Raw genomic sequence first — 18,496 nt, forward strand, 5'->3', positions numbered from 1 at the left:
AAAAGCTAAATAGTAATCCTAAAAACGAACGAAATGCGACGCAACAATGATCCATTGAAATACCAATGCAAGTACCAAAATAAATAAAAATAAGTTTGCGTGGCTGCCTGATAATTATCCCCCCAGTTGTTCAATGCATCTACCCAGGTCAATGGCATTTTTAGGATCAAGCATCGGAGCGAAAAGATCGCCTTTCTTTTTTATCCTTGCATGTATAGTTTTAATAGTAAATTCCTGCGGAGTAAGGCCTTTTTTAACTTCGCTCCAATTTAATGGGGTAGATACGGTTGCTCCTTTTTTAGGTCTTAAACTGTATACACATGCAATCGTTTGACCTTTTCTGTTTTGCAGGTAGTCCATGTAGATCTTGTCTTTACTCCTTTTGCTCAGGCTTCTTTCAAGGGTGGTAAAATCGGGTATTTGAGCATTTGCCAACATGCAAACAATATTGGCAAAGTCCTTTGCCTGGTCATAGTTGTATTTACCGCCTAAGGGTACGTAAATGTGGAGGCCGGACGCCCCCGAGGTTTTGCAAATACTCATGGCACCAGCCTGGTCGAGAATCTGTTTTACAATGTTGGCTGCTTCTATCACCTGATCGAATGTATTGTTGTCGCTCGGGTCGATGTCAATAATTAGATAGTCAGGGTTATCAAGCGATTTAACGCGGGAATGCCAGGGATTTATTTCGATACATCCAAGATTAGCTAAGTACAATAGGGTTGCCGCATCATTACATAAAATATAATCGATGTCTTTTTTTACTGAGTCTGAATATAAAGGGATGTGCTTAACCCACGATGGCGCTTCATCGCCCGCATCTTTATGAAAAAAACCTTTTTGATTAATTCCGTTAGGCGTTCGAAATAAAGATTGGGGCCTGTCTTGCAGATATGGGATAATAAGAGGAGCCATCTGTTCGTAGTACTCTAACACCTGCCCTTTAGTAATGCCTTCGTCGGGAAAGTAGATTTTAGTTATGTTAGTGGCTTTTAATTGCGCTTTACCAAAAGTGTATATTTTTTCTTTTTCATTTTTTACCACATCTTTTGCGGGAGCCCCCTGTTCCTCTTTTTTTGATGGCTTTTTAACCGCTCCTTTTTTAGCAGCCTTGTTTTCTTCCTGCTCTTTTTGTTGTATGTTGTTTGAAGGTTTTGAAGTCGCTTTTTTTAAAACTTCATTTGTAGTCTCTACTTTTTTTGCGGCGGCTTTTTTAATTGTTGATTTAACCAGCGTCTGTTCTACAGCTTCTTCTTCAATTATTATAGTATCTGTAGTCTTCATTTTATTTGCATTAATAAATTGAGTCGTTACATCCCCTACCGCTTTGTCTTCTCTTAATCTTAAAAAGATTGGATGTCTTAGTTTTCCATCTGACGTCCATTCAGTAAATTTTATTTCACATACATATTTCGGCTCTACCCAGGTTACGGGCATGTTGGTTTTTACCTTTTCAGCAAACGGTGATTTTTCTGTAATTAATGGTTGAAGTTTTGCTGAAAGCCCTTTTAATAACAATGAATCAAAACCTGAACCGGTATGCCCGATATATGTCAGTTTACCGTTCACAAAACTCCCTAAAACCAGCGCGCCAAAATATTTTCTTCCGCCTCGTGGGGCAGTAAATCCTGCTATTATTGCTTCGTCTGACTTGTTGTGTTTTATTTTAAGCCAATCTGCTGATCGCTTTCCGGGATAATACTCGCTGCTTTTCTTTTTGGCCATCATCCCTTCGAGATTTCTTTGTTTTATTATTTCAAAAAAATCTTCACCTCTTTCTTCTATATGATCACTGTACTTAATTACGTCGTCCTTTTTCAGTGTCTCTTCGAGAAGTTTTTTTCTTTCGATTAATGGAAGCTCGTACAATTTTTTGCCGTTCAATTCCAGCAAATCAAATACATAATAATGCAGGGGGTAATTTTTAAATTGATCATAATGCTGAAGTTTCTGAAAATCAGGATTTCCTTCTTCATTTATCACCACTATTTCTCCATCAAGGACTGCACTTACTTTCATTTTTGCGAGAGCGTCTACAACCTGGGGATAGTTAGAAAGAAACGAATTACCATTGCGGGAATACAACTTCACCTTACCCTTATTAACTTCAGCAATGGCACGATAGCCGTCCCATTTCATTTCATAAATCCAGTCGTTCTTCGAAAATGCAGTATCAGTTTCTTTCGCTAGCATTGCCGGGATGAACTCATCCAGTTTCCGTGGCGAAGTAGCACCTGCCATCAGAGCTTTTTTTTTGCTTGTTTGTCTTCCGGCTTATTTACAGCAAGCCATTTATTTATGGGAGAATTTTTAGGTGTGTTTTCTTCGCTGTTATAATCTTCATGCACAGCAAAACTATCATTATGCTTAATTAAAAGCCAACTGTTAGAATCACTTCCTTTTAGGCGGACCAATGCAAATTCGCCCTTCAACTTTTTACCCTTCAAGACAAACTTTAGACTACCCCCTTCAAGACCTGCTTTTAATAGCTTTTCATCTTCTTTTGCATTGCCTTTATCTTCTAAAGAAGTGTAGGTGCCGCTATCCCATATTTCAACAATACCTGCTCCATAATTGCCTTCCGGTATAACTCCGGAGAAGTCTTTGTAATCATAAGGATGATCCTCAACCATCATCGCAAGGCGCTTATCCTGCGGGTTAAGGCTAGGACCTTTAGGAACAGCCCAGCTTTTCAGCACGCCGTCCATCTCCAGGCGAAAGTCGTAGTGCAAATGCGAGGCTTTATGGCGTTGAACCACAAAAGCCAGTGCCTCTTCCTTACTATCACTTTTTTTACCGGTAGGTTCAGACGTTTGTTTAAAGTCTCTTTTGGTATTGTAGGTGGCTAAACTCATTTTTATGACGCTTTCTTTTTCTTGGCACTTAAACTTGCCTTTAACTGTGACATTAAATCCTCTGTTGCACTATGAACAACTTTCATTTTTCCAGGGGCCGGTTTCGCACCTTTCGATTTGGCTTGAATTACCTTCATCAATTCCTCTGTATATGTGTCTTTAAAAGCAGTGATATCAAATTTAGAAGTCAACTGGTCAATTAAAGATATGGCCATATCCAGTTCAGCCTTTTTTATTTCAGGTGCCTCTGGCAGCGCAAGTTGACCTGGATCCCGAATTTCTTCAGCAAAGCGTATCCGGTTTAAGATGATGACCTTGTCCCTCGGTCTTAAAATAGCCAACCCTTCTTTGTTACGCATTACAAACGTAGCAATTCCAACTTTTTTTGTTTTAAGTAGAGCTGCTCGTAACAACGCATAAGCTCGTGTTCCGCTCTTATCCGGTTCCAGGTAGTATGGCGTTTCAAAATAAACGCTGTCAATTTCCTCTTCCTTTACAAAATCCGAAATTTCAATCGTTTTGGTCTTTTTAGCATTTGCAGCTTCAAAGTCTTTTTCATCAAGAATCACGTATTTATCTTCCATCTTATAGCCTTTCACAATAGCATCCCAATCAACCGGCTTCTGAGACTTCTCATTAATTCGTTGGTATTTTATTCTTGAAAGGTCGTTCTTATCAAGCATATCCAGGTTCAGCTCGCTCCGCTCGGTGGCGCTATACATTTTTACTGGAATATTTACCAGCCCAAACCCAATCGCCCCTGTCCAGATAGGCCTCATAATTGATTTTTTTATTTATAATTGCGGACAAATTTTTTGTTCGCCAACATCTATCCATTGCTCGTCTCCTGTTGTGTCACTCACTTTTACGTTATCTTTTCACATCAGCATAAGCCTTCGTTGCATAACGCCTTCAGTTGCTATACTCTCATCAATAAAGAGTTACAAAGACACCATGAAAGTTTCATGCCTTTTGTAAAAGATGGAAAGAACAGAATATAAAAAGCGTCTTAAAAACATTCGAGGAAAATAATCTACAGCTTTCTTATTATTTAATTTACAACCATTTATAAAGAAAAATCACTGGAATTCCTATGCGAAAAATATTCTTTTTCCGGTCAAAATTTACTACTCTTGCATCTGTGCCGATTATTTTTTTTAATGGTTAATGGCATGGTTTTGTAAATGAATTCTGTAACTTTCTTTCTCTAGTTCACCCTTTAATTTTTAATTGCAATGTTAACAACCAACAATCCAAACAATGAAACCCCTACTATGACGAGTAATGAAAATTTCCTTAATAGTTCTGGTATTTTTACCTCTTCGCTCCCTGTAGATGACGACGATTTAGATGATGACGATGATATTGATGAAGATGATGACCTCGACGAAGTGGATGAAATTGATATTGACGAAGTAGATGAAACTGCTGCCGATCCCGTTATTGAAGACGCAGACTTAGATGAAGATCTGACGTTAGATGACGATGAAGAGGACGAAGATGATCTATAAGTGAAAAACCTAAAGTATATAAAGTAAAGAGGTGACTTTTTTAAAGTCGCCTCTTTGCTTTATATACTTTAGCTAATCTCTCTGAAGCCGGTTTTAACCTGAATTAATTATTATATGAGTTCAAATGCTCAAATATTTCTTGAATTACTTTTTTAGCGTAATCCACTTGTACCTGGTAAGGATGTTTCTCCGGAGAAGTTATTTTCCCCGACACCATAACTTTTCCGTTGTAAGCAAGCGAGAAGTAGGCGAAGAGCCCTTCATCCTCGCACTCGCGCACCATCGAAGCATAACCGGTTATTCCAACACCATAGTTGCTTGAAAACATGTTAGCTACTTCAATAGCCATTGTATCAGCAATTTTCTGAGCAACACAATTTACTTTATTACATAAAATAGGATCGACGTGCAAATGCCTCGCTTTCTGCCCCAGGTTATAGGTTGTAATGCCGCCCTGAAAATACTTCGAAGCATCTATCCCTGCTGAAAATGCTGCCTGTAAATGTCCTGCAGTTACGCTCTCGGCTACGGCAATCGTTTCTTCATTTTTTACCAACATGTCTTTTACAGCATTTATTGTTTCTTCGTTATAGATCATAATGATATTACCGGTCTTCATGTTAAAAAAATGCAGCGCTCTAAACTACAGTCCTGCATTAAATTGTTTCAACTTACTAACTATTGCTGTGCAGCGCTGCCTTCATGTTTTGATCCTGCATTGTCTACGCTTCCATCCGGGCCTAATCCACTTCCAGGTTTAGAACCATCGCTCGCGCCTCCTCCCGTGTCTCCCGGCACTGTTGATGGACCGCCATCGTGCGCCTGCTTCGAATATTTCTCACTGTCTACATCATTACTGCTACCAATAATGCCCATATTGCCTCCAATGGTACCATTATTCATATTTCCATGATCCTGGTCCCGTTCAGCATTGCTTTCAATGTCTGTGAGATTGTTTTGCTGGTTTTGTAATTTATCTTCATTAGCCATAAATACCTCCTGTTGATTTTATTAATAAATACCTACTTTAAAAGAAATTTCATGCCATTAGTTATAGCGATGATTGCTTTCAGAAAATCTTCTCGCATGATGATCAAATGTGGAAAAGCTAATCAGGGCGGAAACAATTGTTGTCCCTTTAACAAACCGTCAATACCCTCCACTAACTAAAAACAAAAAGGCCAGCAAAACGCCGACCTTTTTTTAATTTTCATTCACTTGCTTTATTGTTCTGTATTTCCATCATCGCCAGCTTTAGGATCTAATGTTTCATCTTCGCCCTGGCTTTTTTCATTGGATACATCTCCTTCGCCACCTTCTTGCTGAGCTTCCTCGTTTATATTGCTCAAGGCAATTTGGGTTAATAGCTCGTCTGTATCTTTTTCTTCCTGTAGTGTTTGTCCCAAAAGTTCTTTCGCTTCATTAAGCCCCATTTGAGCTGCCAGGGTTGCCATGCTACCATAGCTGGCTATCTCATAATGTTCCATCTTCTGGGCAGCCATAATTAATGCAACGTCTCTTGTTTTACTGCCTTTTCTGGTGTCTTTTATAAGACTATCAGCTTCTCTAACCAGTCCTTCTATTGCCTCGCACTTTTTTCCTTGTGCTTTTTTGCCAACAATCTCAAACAGTTGCTCTAACCTTTGAACCTGTCCGTTTGTTTGTTGTGCATGCTGTTCGAATGCACCTCTTAATTGCTCTGAAGTAGCAGCTTTAGCTAATTTTGGCAGGGCTTTTACTCCGGCTTTTTCAGCATAATAAATATCTTTTAAAGAATCTAAAAACAGCGTTTGCAACATAGTCTCTTCAGAAAGTACAGCGGCTTTTTTAGGTGCTGCTTTTGGTGCAGCGGTTTTAGCGGCAGCTTGTTTAGCGACAGCTTTTTTCGGTGCAACTGTTTTAGCAGCTGTTTTAGCAGCAGCTTTTTTCGGTGCTGCTGTTTTAGCGGCAGCTTTCTTAGCAGCTACCTTCTTTGCCGGAGCTGCTGCTTTTTTTGCGGCAGCTTTCTTAGGCGCTGCTGCTTTTTTACCTGTTGCCTTTGCCATAATTAATTTTTTTGATGAGTTAATATTAGTAGAGTGTGCATAAAACTAATGCCATTGAAAAACAATGATTTAGGATTAAACATGGCGAAAATATTCCACACGTATCCCCTTTAATAGAAATAAATACAATAGCAGAAAACACGCTGTACTATAATAACTAACGCAACGAAAACGGAGGCTTTACAAAAAGCTACCAATAACTCTTCAACTAAATAAAAAAGAGGCTGCCCCGGTTGTAGGGGCAGCCTCTTTTAAAAACTTAATTTGCTATTTCAAACCTTACTAGAAGTAGTGTTAATCGACTCTTTTATTATCTATATTTTCTTTATCAGAAGTAATTGGTTCAAGAAAAAGAATACCCGTAACAGCTGAAAGATTTAATGGTCCGTAGATATGCGGAAACTCCTGCTGTTGTTCCTCGTCGCGATCATACTGCAATTTTTCGGTAAGTAAAGCCGGATCAATAGTAAGCCTTATCAGATTTTCCTGCCCTTTAAAAAGCCTTTTCTGCACGCTCTCCAGCTGCTCTTCGGTACAACAGTGTATAAAGCCTTCTCTTAAAAATGAGGGTGGTTGATAGCTTCCTTTATCCTGCGCGTCTTCCCATTCTTCTACTGCTGTTAAATGATAAATAACCTTTGCATCCATTGTGTTAATTTTTTTAATTATACAATCCGGTTGATTTTGTTTTCGAGTAGCATAAGGTCGGCCAGCACAAATGCAGTTACTGCCTCTAATACTACCGGAACTCTCAAAGCAATGCAGAGATCGTGCCTTCCCTTAACCGAAAATGTATCAACTTCACCCGTTTCCCAGTTTAGCGTTTGCTGCTCTTTAGGAGTAGATGATGTTGGTTTAATTGCAATTCTAAAAACCAATTCATTACCGTTTGTTATACCACCTACAATGCCGCCTGCATGGTTTGTAACTGTTTTGCCTTCTACGTTTTCAATAGCATCGTTGTGCACGCTACCAAACATTTTTGCTGCAGCGAAGCCTGTTCCGAATTCAAGTCCCCTGACTGCAGGTATTGCAAAGACAGCATGACTGATAATGGATTCAGCAGAGTCGAAAAACGGCTCGCCTAAACCTAATGGAAGACCATTAACCCTACACTCTACAATTCCCCCAATTGTATCTTTTGCATCAATCGCTTTTTGCAATCCTTTTTCTACATCCTGTTCACCTCCTATCTCTAAAATTTTTGCTTCGATCTTTAATTGACTTAACAACTTTTTTGCGATAACGCCGGCAGCAACAAGACAAACGGTCAACCGTCCGCTAAAGTGTCCGCCACCTCTGTAATCTTCGTTGCCCCCATATTTTTTGCTTGCAACAAAATCCGCATGTCCGGGTCTAGGAAAGGCCCTTTGTTTGGCGTAGTCAGTACTTCGGGTATTATTATTTTCAAATAATATCGTTATTGGTGCACCCGTGGTTTTATTATTAAACAGACCACTTTTAAAAATGGGAAGGTCGTCCTCCTTGCGCGGGGTTGTACCTTTTGCGCCGCCTTTGCGGCGTTCAATGTCTGCAAGAAAGTCGTCTACCGATAATGATAAACCTGAAGGACAACCGTCAATAGTTAGCCCTACACTTTCACCATGAGACTCTCCAAAAATGTGTACCCTAAATATGCGGCCGAAACTGTTCAATGGTTAAATTATTTAATTGCTAAATGGTTACTATGCCTAATTGCTAAATTGTTTAATTAGCTGCCAGTTGTATTATTTCTCTATGCGAAAATTGCAAGCCAACTTTTTTTGCTGACCAGCATTTGTCTCCTAATCAATATCGTTGTGTCACTCACTTGTACGGCATATTTCTGGTCGTTATCGCGCGGAACGAGGGGATAGCATCTCTGCATTAAATGCCTTTACTATTTATAATCCGATCGCTTTGTTGTTACTGCAGCCAAATGTTTGACAAACTGCACAAGAGTGCGACGCAACGGAAGAAACATCTGTGATAAGACTGCCCGGCTAAAAAAAATAATCTACACGGCTGACAACTAAATGCAGCTAGTACGCTACATTGGCCCCTAACTTTTGCAAATGCTTGTAAAAATCAGGATACGATTTGTTGATGGCCTCGGCCTCTTCAATAATAACCTCATCATTAGCTTGCAAGGCCGCTACTGCACATGCCATAGCAATTCTATGATCATGACGCGAATGAACCGTAGTGCCCAATAAATCTAAACCTCCCTCTACAAACATCGTGTCGTCCTGCAAAATTATTTTAATGCCCATCTTTCCAAATTCTTCTTGAAGAGTAAGTCCACGATTACTTTCTTTATGCGCTAAACGACTTACACCTTTGATCTGCGTTGTTCCCTTACAGTAGGCAGCAAGCGCAACCAGCGGAGGAAAAAGGTCAGGACAATCAGTTGCATCAAAACTAAAAGCTTTGAGGTCTGAAGGGCCAATTTTAATAACGTCATTAGTGACAGAAAGATCGGATGCACAATCTTTTAGTGCGCGCATTATTTCTTTGTCGGCCTGGGTCGATGACAGATCTAAACCTTTCACCTCAATTTTACCTGCAATGGCACCGGCGACCAACAGAAAAGATGCGCCACTCCAATCACCCTCAACTGTATAAATTTGCGGCTCGTAATTTTTAACTTGAGGCTCAAGATGAAAGACCTCATAATTGGTATGAGTAACCTTTCTGCCAAAGCTTTCCATTACTTTCAAGGTTAGGTCGATATAAGGCTTGCTCTTGAGATTGTTTACTTTAATATTAACGGGCCTGGTAACCGACGCGCCATATGCCATTAGAAGACCGGTTAAAAATTGGGAGCTTAGAGAGCCATCTACTTCTATATCTGCCGGCAGCAGCGGACCTTCTATGCGCAGGGGCAACTTACCTTCTCTTGATTGTATCTTAATATTTAGCTGCGGGAAAATCTCATCGAAAAAATGCATGGGCCTTGTGTACAGGCTACCCATTCCATTGATCGTAATTCGTTTATTGCTAAGGGCCGCAATTGGTGTAAACATGCGAATGCCGAGACCACTTTCACCGCAGTTGATCTCCTCTTCAACCGGGTCTACGCCCAGGCTATGAATCGTTAATGATCCATCATCGTTAGTTACGACCCGTGCACCTAATTTTTGTATAACATCTAAAGCGGCAAGATCGTCATTGCTCTTGCCCGGATTAACAATCTCTGATGCTCCTTCTGAAAGTAAGGCTGCAGCGCAGGCGCGTTGCATGCTGCTTTTGCTAGCCGGTGCTACTATAGAACCGGTTAATACAGAAGGTTTAATTTTTACTATCATAAGCCCTAAATCCCCTAAAGGGGACTTTTGAAAACCGTGATTGATACCCGAAATCCTGGAAAGAGAACTTACAGGTCGTTGATTAATGTTTGAATTTGCTCAAATGACAATGGCACTATTTCCGCCTTCCCAATTTTTTGAAGAAGGATATAATTAATAGACTGGTTGGTCTTCTTTTTATCATTCTTTAAAATCCGGAATGCTTCGTCTTTGTCAAATTCAAATTGAGGAGGCAGGCCGTAGGCCTTTAAAACCTTTACTATACGATCAGTGTCTTTAAAACCTAGTTCGGAAACGGAGAATTTACAGGCAACCCCCATACCGATGCTAACTGCATGACCGTGCGGTATCTGGTACAAATTCTCGATTGCGTGGCCTATTGTATGACCAAAATTCAACAGCTTTCTGTCACCATTTTCAAATTCATCGCCTATAACAACCTTGGTCTTAAGTAATGCATTTCTTTGAATTAGCTTGGCAAGCTCAGCAAGGTCCTTTTGAAAGTAGCTCAATTTATTCTCTTCCAATGAGGTAAACATGGGAGCATCTTTAATGCAAGCATGTTTGATGATTTCGGCAAAACCGTTAACCCATTCTTCCTTGGGCAAAGATTTAAGCAGGGAGAAATCGTATAGGAGAAATGACGGCTGCCGAATGAGGCCGACCATATTTTTAAACAGACCAACATCAATACCGTTCTTCCCTCCTATTGCAGCGTCAACCATTGCTAGGATGGAAGTTGGAACAAATCCAAATTGAATTCCCCGCATGTAGATACCAGCTACATAACCTGTAATATCTGTTACGACGCCGCCACCTACTCCAATTAAAGTCGTTCTTCTGTCGGCATTTAGATCGATCAATTGTTGTATGATGTCATCAACAGTTGACTGTACCTTATAACGCTCCCCGCCTTTAATAACAATTGTTTTCCAACCTTTTAATTTTCGTTGATGTTTTGCAAATACGTTTTCATCAGTGATAACGACTGCATTGTCTTTTGCTACAACCTGATCGAGGTAGCTAATCTCAGCGTTGAAGAAGTAATTGACGGAAGAAGTAGAGAACGAAAATGTTTTTTTGATCATGCCTGGATGCCAAGTGGAACGTTACGCCAACCCCAAAAGGGGCTAATTAATAATAATTTTATGCTGCAGCGACTCTGTTTCCTCCCCCTTTAGGGGAGGAAGAGGGAATCTAACTATTCATGACCCTGTTCTGGTGGTTAATACTCTCCAGGTGAACAGCATCGTAGTATTTTGTAATAAATTCTTTGCTTAATCCTAAAGCATCGCCTTTTTGGAAAGCTCTGTCAAGGATAGCGTTCCAGCGATTGGTTTGAAGAATCGTAATGTCGTTGTCTCTTTTATACTCACCGATCTTATCGGCGATCTTCATACGCTGACCTAACAGTTGCATCAACTCGTCATCGATATGATTAATTTGTTCTCTCAATTTTTCAAGAGCAACAACAAATTCTCTCTCCGTTGTCGTTTCGTGTCTCCATTTGATACCGTCAAGTATTTCTGCAAGCCTTTCAGGTGTCACCTGTTGTTTGGCATCACTCCATGCTTTGTCGGGGTCAATATGGCTTTCTATCATTAAACCGTCATAATCGAGGTCAATGGCTTTTTGAGAAACGCTTTGAAGCAAAGTACGGTTTCCTGAAATATGGCTTGGATCGTTAACGATCATCATATGCGGAAAACGACGCTTCATTTCTATGGCAAGATGCCACATAGGCGCGTTGCGATACTCTGTATTACCATACGAAGAGAACCCGCGGTGAATTAGGCCAATATTTTTAATGCCGGCTTTAGCAACCCGCTCAACGGCACCTAACCATAATTCCAAATCGGGATTGATAGGGTTTTTTATCAGTACAGGAACATTAGCACCACGAAGTGCATCGGCTACTTCCTGAACGCTAAATGGGTTAACAGTTGTTCTTGCTCCAATCCACAAAACATCAACATCAAAGTGCAAAGCGTCTTCAACCTGTTTGCCCGTTGCTACTTCAATTGCAACAGGGAGACCCGTAATTTTCTTTGCCTGGTTTAGCCAGTTAATGCCTTTTGTACCTACACCTTCAAAACTTCCCGGACGTGTTCTTGGTTTCCAGATACCGGCACGAAGCACATCTACTTTACCTGTTGCTTTAAGGCGGGTAGCTGTCTCTATCACCTGTTCTTCAGTTTCTGCACTGCATGGTCCGGAAATTATTAGCGGACGTTTAGATAGTACTTCATCAATAGTTGACGCAGCATTTAGGGTTTGTTCCATTTTTGTATTTATTGAAGTAAAAATATCAATTTATTCACTAAACTTCGACACCTTTTCGTTTGCAGTAATATCACTATTACTCCTTATGTTTAACTGCACTGATGCTATCCACTCATTGCAATTTTTCAAAAGCAACTGTTCATTTACTGCATTCACCACCGCCATTACTTCTGCGTATGTTCCTTCTACAACTGTAGCGAAAGGTCCAACCTCATACTTTATTCCTGACTGTTGAATTACCCTAATTGCTTCATCTACCCACTCGTACGGATGTTTGTCCGGTACAATTGGAAGTATTTGGATGGAGGCGTTGATGATGTAGTTGTGCATGATTTAACTCGAGCCCTCGGTCCCTCTCCCGAAAGAGAGGGACCGAGGGCTCGAGTTATTTGTTTTATCCTTTGTTTCTTACACTTCCACATCAATAATATCCATTGGGCTTGTCAATGATCTGCTACTGGTGTGGAAGTTACAATTGCGTATTAAAGAACTAAAGTACCGCTCCTTTTCTTTAAGGAGAAGGAGGAGGAGGCTTCTACCCCCTGCTATTCGCATCATTCATCCTGATACGTCTGCCTTTGAAAGTTTTTCCATCAACCGACTTCACCATTTTGTCCGCAACACTTTTATCTATTTCGATCCAGCTATTCATTTCTTTCATATCGATCCGGCCAAGACTTTCCTTTTTCAGCTCGCTCATATCCAGGATAAACTGAAGGAAACTAGCCTTATAAAAACCATCTTTTGTTCCAAGGTTTACAAACAACCTTGCGTAGTTGCCATCACCCCCAGAAAATTCTCTGCCTCTTGTATCTCTTGTACGGCCGTCATTACGGTCAACTCTTTGGTCACCCCTGTCATAGGTAGTTCTCTCTCTTACACGTGTTTCAGTACGGGCATTAAGGTCAGAAGCATTTTCATAATATTTCAGGAATCTGTCAAATTCTGTAGCTACAACCCTTTTCAACACCTCTTCTTTACTCACATCAGCAAACTTTTCAGCAAGCATCGGCAAGTATGTCTCATAATCACCATGGCTTACATCTGTTTGTAGCAACTTGTCCATAAAGTAGAAGAACTGCTTGCGGCAGACATCTTTGCCTGAAGGAATATCAAGTTTATGAAAAGGTTGTTGAACCATTTTCTCTATCTGACGCAGTTTAAATATCTCTCTTGAATGTACAATTGACATTGAAATACCCTGGCTGCCGGCACGGCCTGTTCTACCACTTCTGTGCGTGTAAACCTCAACATCATCTGGCAGTTCGAAATTGATAACGTGCGTTATCTCTTTCACATCAATACCACGTGCTGCCACGTCAGTTGCAATTAATAGCTGCAATGTTTTATCGCGAAACTGTCCCATCACCGCATCACGCTGACCTTGTGATAAGTCACCATGCAAGGCATCAATATCGTAACCCTCACGAGTTAGCTTTTCAGCAATTCCCTGAGCGTCAAGTTTAGTTCGGGTAAAGATGATACCATACATACCCGGGTTAAAATCAATGATGCGTTTCAACGTCTCGTATCGATGTTGCGAAGAGCAAACATAATACTGGTGGTCAATATTCTTGTTACCTGTATTTGCCTTACCTACCGTTATCTCTACCGGCGTTTTCATATAGCGCTTACTTACCTGCCTTACCTCGGGCGGCATAGTAGCACTAAACAACCAGGTGCTTTCGCGCTTAGGAGTATTCTTTAAAATAAATTCAATATCGTCTCTAAAACCCATATTCAACATCTCATCGGCCTCGTCTAAAACTACATATTTGATCTGCTCGAGGTCTATCGCTTTACGCTCAATTAGATCAATTAATCTGCCGGGAGTAGCGACCACGATCTGTACACCCCTTCTTAAGTCGCGGATCTGCATAGTTATAGAAGCACCACCATAAACGGCGACAACATGCAAACCCCTCATATGTTTTTTAAATAGTTCTATCTCTTTTACGATCTGCATGCAAAGCTCACGGGTCGGGCAAACAATTAATGCCTGCGGATGCTTACTTTCTTCTGAAATCAACTGCAAAAGGGGCAAGCCAAATGCTGCAGTTTTACCTGTACCTGTTTGTGCCAATCCCACGAAATCAGTTGTGCCGCTCAATAGCACCGGGATTGCCTGTTCCTGTATTGGTGTCGGGTTCACATACCCCAACTCGTCGGTTGCCTGAATTAACCTTGCGTCAATTCCCAACCCTTCAAATGTCATCATATTCCTAAATTTTGCGCAAATGTAATTAATAGTTCTCAGAAGATAATTGCCAGATAACAGATAAGAAAACTGTTTAACACTTAAACAGCTTACTTATTGCCATTCCAGCTAGAATCTATTTATCGCCTGACAGCTTCATCCCTTTTCATTTTTTAATTTCGTAACCAGCATAAAAGCTATTTTCAACATCGTTGTGTCACTCACTTTTTACTTTTTATTCTTTATTCAGCATTAAGTATTGATTGTTGAATATTTAACCCCTTCAAATGTTCAATCTTTAATATTCAATTTTCAATGCTTAACTTTTAAATTAGCACAACAGCACATTAGCTAACCGGCCCATCACTTCAAAATCCTCCTAATGCCATTTGCATTCTCAATCAGTTCCTGCAGGTATTCGTAGTTCTCTTTTTCAAGGCAGCTTTTAAACTTTCTGAGCTGGGAAATGTGTTCGTTCAAAACATCCAGCACATTTTCCCGGTTTTGCTTAAAAATAGGAACCCACATAGCTGGGTTACTTTTTGCGAGACGCACAGTACTTTCAAAGCCACCGCTTGCCAGCTCGAAAATCGCTTCATCTTCTTTCTCCTTTTCAAGCACTGTATTGGCAAGAGCAAAAGAGGTGATGTGAGAGATATGACTTACGTAAGCAGCATGCAAATCGTGCGCATGTCCATCCATATAAACCAGGTGCATTCCTATTGACTTATAGATCTCTTTTACCAGTGTCAACGCATCTTCATCGGAATTTTCAGCATCACATATAACGGTCGCCTTATCTACAAACGCTGTCCTAACCGCCGCCTCTGGTCCACTATGTTCCGTTCCCCACATGGGATGAGTGGCCACGAACCTGCCTCTTTTTAAATGATTGACTACAGCGCTTATGACACTTTCTTTTGTTGATCCCATATCCATCACTACCTGGTCTTCCACTTCATCTAAAACTGCAGGGAGTAAAGTAAATAATGCATCTACCGGCACCGCAAGGACGACTAAATCACTTTTTGCAATTGCCTCTTTCATTGGTAAAATCTCGTCAGCTATACCCAGTTCTAGTGCCCGTTGCTGATTTTCTGGTTTATTGTCCACTGCAATCACATGCCTGGCTAAACCCTTATCCTTTAATACCAATCCCAAAGAGCCTCCGATTAAACCTGTACCGATAATAGTAACGGTAAGCCCCCCTGCCCCTAAAGGGGAGCTAGAAAGAGTGCCGTTAAAATTCTTATCAATTCCTACATTCATGGTTTCCGTTTTTAAGCCCCTTTTTGGGAGGAGTTTGGGGAGGCCATTATTCTCTCCAAAGCCTCCTCAAGTACTTCTTTCTTAGCGCATAAACTTATCCTGATGTATCCATTACCGTTACTTCCAAATATTCCTCCGGGGGTAATAAATACATTTTTATTGTATAGTACTTCATCACTTAATGCAAAACCATCTTTTTGCGATGATGGTATTTTTGCCCATACAAACATGCCTACCTGGCTTTTGTCATACTCGCATTGCAACAAGTCTAATAACCGGTAAACCAATTCTCGTCTCTCTGAATAAACGGCATTTAATTGATCATACCATTCTTTATCAAGGCTTAAAGCTTTGGCGGCTGCTAGTTGAACCGGCAAAAACATACCACTATCCATATTGCTTTTAAATCTTAACACCTCTTCAATTCTTTCCTTCGCGCCAACCATCATCCCTACTCGCCAGCCTGCCATGTTGCTGGCTTTGCTAAGAGAGTTTAACTCCAACGCTACCTCTTTTGCCCCGGCTACACTTAATATGCTAATTGGTTGTTCGTTTAAAATAAAACTATACGGGTTGTCGTGACAAATTAAAATGTTGTGTTTTCTTCCAAAAGCGACCACCTTTTCAAACAACTCAACTGATGCTTGTTTACCTGTTGGCATTTCAGGATAATTGATCCACATTAGTTTAACCTTGCTTAAGTCAGTGTTTCCTAAGGCTTCAAAATCTGGTTCCCAGTTGTTTTCCCCGGTTAAAGCGTATTCTTTGCATGTACCACCAGCCAGTTTTACAGCACTACTATAAGTGGGATAACCAGGGTTCGGTATTAAAGCTTTATCGCCATTATTAAGGTAGGTCATGCAGATGTGCATGATGCCTTCTTTGCTTCCAATTAACGGTAATACATCAGTATCAGCATTTACATCTACGCCATACCATGTTTTATAAAAAGCGGCAATTGCATTTCTTAAAACCGGGCTACCCTTATAGCTTTGATAAGCGTGAACGTTTGACTTTGCCGACTCCTCCTGCAACACTTTTATGACATCGGGGTGTGGAGGCAGATCGGGACTTCCTATTCCAAGATTTATTATTTTTTTTCCCTGCTTGTTTAACTCTTCAATTTCTCTCAGCTTCTGTGAAAAATAATATTCTCCTATTCCATTTAACCTTTCCGAAACTTTAATATCCATCCTTTTCAGTTTTGTTATTATTTTAAGTTGCCTTTTGCATAAGTACCAAAAACTTTTAGTTTAGCAGTAAGCGGTTGCATTTCTGCGACCACCTTATTGAATTGCTCCAGATCTTCAATTTCCATATCTGCGTAGAAACCATATAAAAAGTCGCTTCCCGGTATTGGCATACTTTGAAGCTTATTCATATTTACTCCATTTGAGGCAATTGCTGTAAGCACCTTTGCAAGGCTTCCTTTGCTATGGTCGGTTTCAAAATAAACAGACGCCTTGTCCGCATCTTCAACAGCTATCGCATCTTCCTTTCTTTGCACCATCAAAAAACGGGTATAGTTGTTTTTCAGGGTGTGAATATCAGGTGCAATCATCTCAAGGTTGTAAAGTTCAGCCGCCAGTTTACTAGCTATCGCAGCGGTATGTTTACTCTTATGTCGCTGAATAAATTTTGCGCTTAAAGCAGTATCATCAGTTTCAACCAACTTCCACGAGTGATGTTTTTCTAAAAAGTCAATGCATTGTAATAAAGCCATTGGGTGAGAATGCACTTCTTTAATATCTGATAGCTGTACACCCGGATTAACCATTAAGTGCTGCCTGATGTGCAGGTATTTTTCGCCCACAATAGTCAGGTCGCTTTTTTGCAATAAATTATAGTTAGGAAGAATGCTACCGGCAATAGAATTTTCAATAGCCATAACGCCACCATTGCTTTTATTAGGGTCAGAAGCAACTTTTATAACCTGCCTGAAATTATCGCAAGGGATAACTTCCACATTTTTTCCAAAAAACTTTCTTGCTGCTTCCTGGTGAAAACTACCCTCATAACCCTGGATTGCCACTTTAAGTGGTGATGAAACGCCAGCTTTTGATTCTTTTTGTCCTGCAGTCATAGCTAATAAAAAAAAAGCCCGGCTTTTTGGCCGGGACTTTATATTTTGATTGTTTTAGTTGATTTTCAATCTCAATAGGCTCCCGGTCCGCTTTCTAAAGTAGAAGTAAAAATAAAAGCTAAACCAGGTATTTGCCATTGATTGTTTCATTGCGTGGTAAAAGTAAGAATAGGATTAAACGATGCAATTTTTTTTATCAGTTTTTTACAAAGTCCAAAATAAGTACAAAAAGCCGAAGTGTGCGACGCAACGATGTTTGAGTAAGTTTTAACGCCGGCTTCCAAAAAAGGATCAATATAATTTCAGTAAGGAAATTCGCTGGACCGCTTGTAGCTTCCAGGTTATTTAGCCATTGGTTAGTGGTAAGTTACTACCTCATCTGAAGCTTCCATTCTCATTATAATAATAAATAATGGCAGCTATGGCAACGACAGCAAGCAGGGCCGCAATTAACCACCAGTAATCTTTTTTCTTTGAGGGCGGCTCTACTTCTGCCATTTCGGTTTCTACAATTCGATCATCGCTTTCTTTGCTTTCAACAACAACCTGTTCTTTATAAACAACTTCGCTTATTTCTCTTTCTACCGAAACATTTGGGTAAAAAGAAGCAACTGAATCTACTGGTTGAAAAACAACTTTCCCCGATCCATCCTTTGTCAGTAAACCCACTCCTGGCAATTGTACCGCTCGGTTTGTTTGTAAGTTTTCCTTTAAATCCTTAGAAAACTGATTGAAGCTCTGTACAGCTTCCCCCTCTTCTATTTGCTGTTCTTTTGCGATGAAAGAATAAAAATTCTTATCTCCATCAATTAAACTTTCATCAAATAAAATTTTAGTAGTAGGTGCAATAAACGCCTTGTTAGAAAAATCGAGCGTAGCAGGTTTACGATGAATATAAAAAGCTCCTACACCTGGAATGACAGCCCTTTTATTTAAAGCCAGGTACTTGTATAATATTTGTAACAT

18 protein-coding genes are annotated in these 18,496 nt (G+C 40.2%); 1 reads left to right on the plus strand and 17 read right to left on the minus strand.

Annotation, left to right across the window (positions count from 1 at the left end; genetic code table 11):
- Positions 1 to 114: 114 nt before the first annotated feature.
- From ligD to JWR87_RS11735, 3 genes are read right to left on the minus strand one after another with little or no spacing between them, the layout of a single operon-like run.
- Entirely contained in the window at positions 115 to 2,241 is a 2,127-nt protein-coding gene (gene ligD, locus JWR87_RS11725; protein ID WP_297820096.1) for a non-homologous end-joining DNA ligase, read from the minus strand.
- Positions 2,241 to 2,855, minus strand: coding sequence for a DNA polymerase ligase N-terminal domain-containing protein (locus JWR87_RS11730; RefSeq protein ID WP_297820099.1), 615 nt, complete (start codon positions 2,853 to 2,855; stop codon positions 2,241 to 2,243). Before JWR87_RS11730 ends, ligD begins: the two co-directional genes overlap by 1 nt.
- Positions 2,856 to 2,857: 2 nt before the next feature.
- The gene (locus JWR87_RS11735) at positions 2,858 to 3,634 is read right to left on the minus strand and encodes a Ku protein (RefSeq protein ID WP_297820103.1); all 777 of its coding nucleotides are present in this window, start codon (positions 3,632 to 3,634) and stop codon (positions 2,858 to 2,860) included.
- Positions 3,635 to 4,090: 456 nt separating this feature from the next.
- On the opposite strand from JWR87_RS11735, the gene JWR87_RS11740 reads away from it, so the two are divergent.
- Positions 4,091 to 4,366 carry a hypothetical protein gene (locus tag JWR87_RS11740; RefSeq protein WP_297820107.1) on the plus strand — a complete coding sequence of 92 codons (276 nt, stop codon included), beginning with the start codon at positions 4,091 to 4,093 and terminating at the stop codon, positions 4,364 to 4,366.
- Positions 4,367 to 4,469: 103 nt separating this feature from the next.
- Here the strand turns inward: JWR87_RS11740 and JWR87_RS11745 are convergent, their stop codons facing one another.
- The 14 genes from JWR87_RS11745 to JWR87_RS11810 all read right to left on the minus strand — a co-directional run bounded on the left by JWR87_RS11745 (position 4,470) and on the right by JWR87_RS11810 (position 18,496).
- The gene (locus JWR87_RS11745; protein WP_297820110.1) at positions 4,470 to 4,985 is read right to left on the minus strand and encodes a CinA family protein; all 516 of its coding nucleotides are present in this window, start codon (positions 4,983 to 4,985) and stop codon (positions 4,470 to 4,472) included.
- A 59-nt stretch (positions 4,986 to 5,044) separates the two neighbouring features.
- On the minus strand, positions 5,045 to 5,356 hold the full coding sequence (locus JWR87_RS11750; RefSeq protein ID WP_297820113.1) for a hypothetical protein: 312 nt from the start codon (positions 5,354 to 5,356) through the stop codon (positions 5,045 to 5,047).
- A 233-nt stretch (positions 5,357 to 5,589) separates the two neighbouring features.
- Positions 5,590 to 6,411, minus strand: coding sequence for a ferritin-like domain-containing protein (locus JWR87_RS11755; protein ID WP_297820116.1), 822 nt, complete (start codon positions 6,409 to 6,411; stop codon positions 5,590 to 5,592).
- Between the two features lie 294 nt (positions 6,412 to 6,705).
- Entirely contained in the window at positions 6,706 to 7,059 is a 354-nt protein-coding gene (locus tag JWR87_RS11760) for a DUF952 domain-containing protein (RefSeq protein ID WP_297820120.1), read from the minus strand.
- A 17-nt stretch (positions 7,060 to 7,076) separates the two neighbouring features.
- Complete coding sequence (locus tag JWR87_RS11765) at positions 7,077 to 8,066, minus strand: chorismate synthase (protein ID WP_297820123.1); 990 nt, start codon at positions 8,064 to 8,066, stop codon at positions 7,077 to 7,079.
- Between the two features lie 366 nt (positions 8,067 to 8,432).
- A complete protein-coding gene (gene aroA, locus JWR87_RS11770; protein ID WP_297820125.1) occupies positions 8,433 to 9,698 on the minus strand; it encodes a 3-phosphoshikimate 1-carboxyvinyltransferase in 1,266 nt (421 codons plus the stop codon).
- Between the two features lie 68 nt (positions 9,699 to 9,766).
- Positions 9,767 to 10,786, minus strand: coding sequence for a 3-dehydroquinate synthase (gene aroB, locus JWR87_RS11775; protein WP_297820127.1), 1,020 nt, complete (start codon positions 10,784 to 10,786; stop codon positions 9,767 to 9,769).
- Between the two features lie 109 nt (positions 10,787 to 10,895).
- The gene (locus JWR87_RS11780) at positions 10,896 to 11,981 is read right to left on the minus strand and encodes a chorismate mutase (RefSeq protein ID WP_297820130.1); all 1,086 of its coding nucleotides are present in this window, start codon (positions 11,979 to 11,981) and stop codon (positions 10,896 to 10,898) included.
- Between the two features lie 30 nt (positions 11,982 to 12,011).
- On the minus strand, positions 12,012 to 12,311 hold the full coding sequence (locus JWR87_RS11785; RefSeq protein ID WP_297820133.1) for a thiamine-binding protein: 300 nt from the start codon (positions 12,309 to 12,311) through the stop codon (positions 12,012 to 12,014).
- 205 nt (positions 12,312 to 12,516) lie between these two features.
- Positions 12,517 to 14,199, minus strand: coding sequence for a DEAD/DEAH box helicase (locus tag JWR87_RS11790; RefSeq protein ID WP_297820136.1), 1,683 nt, complete (start codon positions 14,197 to 14,199; stop codon positions 12,517 to 12,519).
- Between the two features lie 342 nt (positions 14,200 to 14,541).
- Positions 14,542 to 15,447, minus strand: a complete 906-nt coding sequence (locus JWR87_RS11795) for a prephenate dehydrogenase (protein ID WP_297820139.1) — start codon at positions 15,445 to 15,447, stop codon at positions 14,542 to 14,544.
- Positions 15,448 to 15,458: 11 nt separating this feature from the next.
- Entirely contained in the window at positions 15,459 to 16,640 is a 1,182-nt protein-coding gene (locus JWR87_RS11800) for an aminotransferase class I/II-fold pyridoxal phosphate-dependent enzyme (protein WP_297820142.1), read from the minus strand.
- 17 nt (positions 16,641 to 16,657) lie between these two features.
- Complete coding sequence (locus JWR87_RS11805) at positions 16,658 to 17,530, minus strand: prephenate dehydratase (RefSeq protein ID WP_297820145.1); 873 nt, start codon at positions 17,528 to 17,530, stop codon at positions 16,658 to 16,660.
- A 375-nt stretch (positions 17,531 to 17,905) separates the two neighbouring features.
- A complete protein-coding gene (locus JWR87_RS11810; RefSeq protein WP_297820148.1) occupies positions 17,906 to 18,496 on the minus strand; it encodes a hypothetical protein in 591 nt (196 codons plus the stop codon).

Origin of the sequence: Segetibacter sp. (genome assembly GCF_025963695.1) — a bacterium.
In the GTDB taxonomy this organism is placed as follows: domain Bacteria; phylum Bacteroidota; class Bacteroidia; order Chitinophagales; family Chitinophagaceae; genus Segetibacter.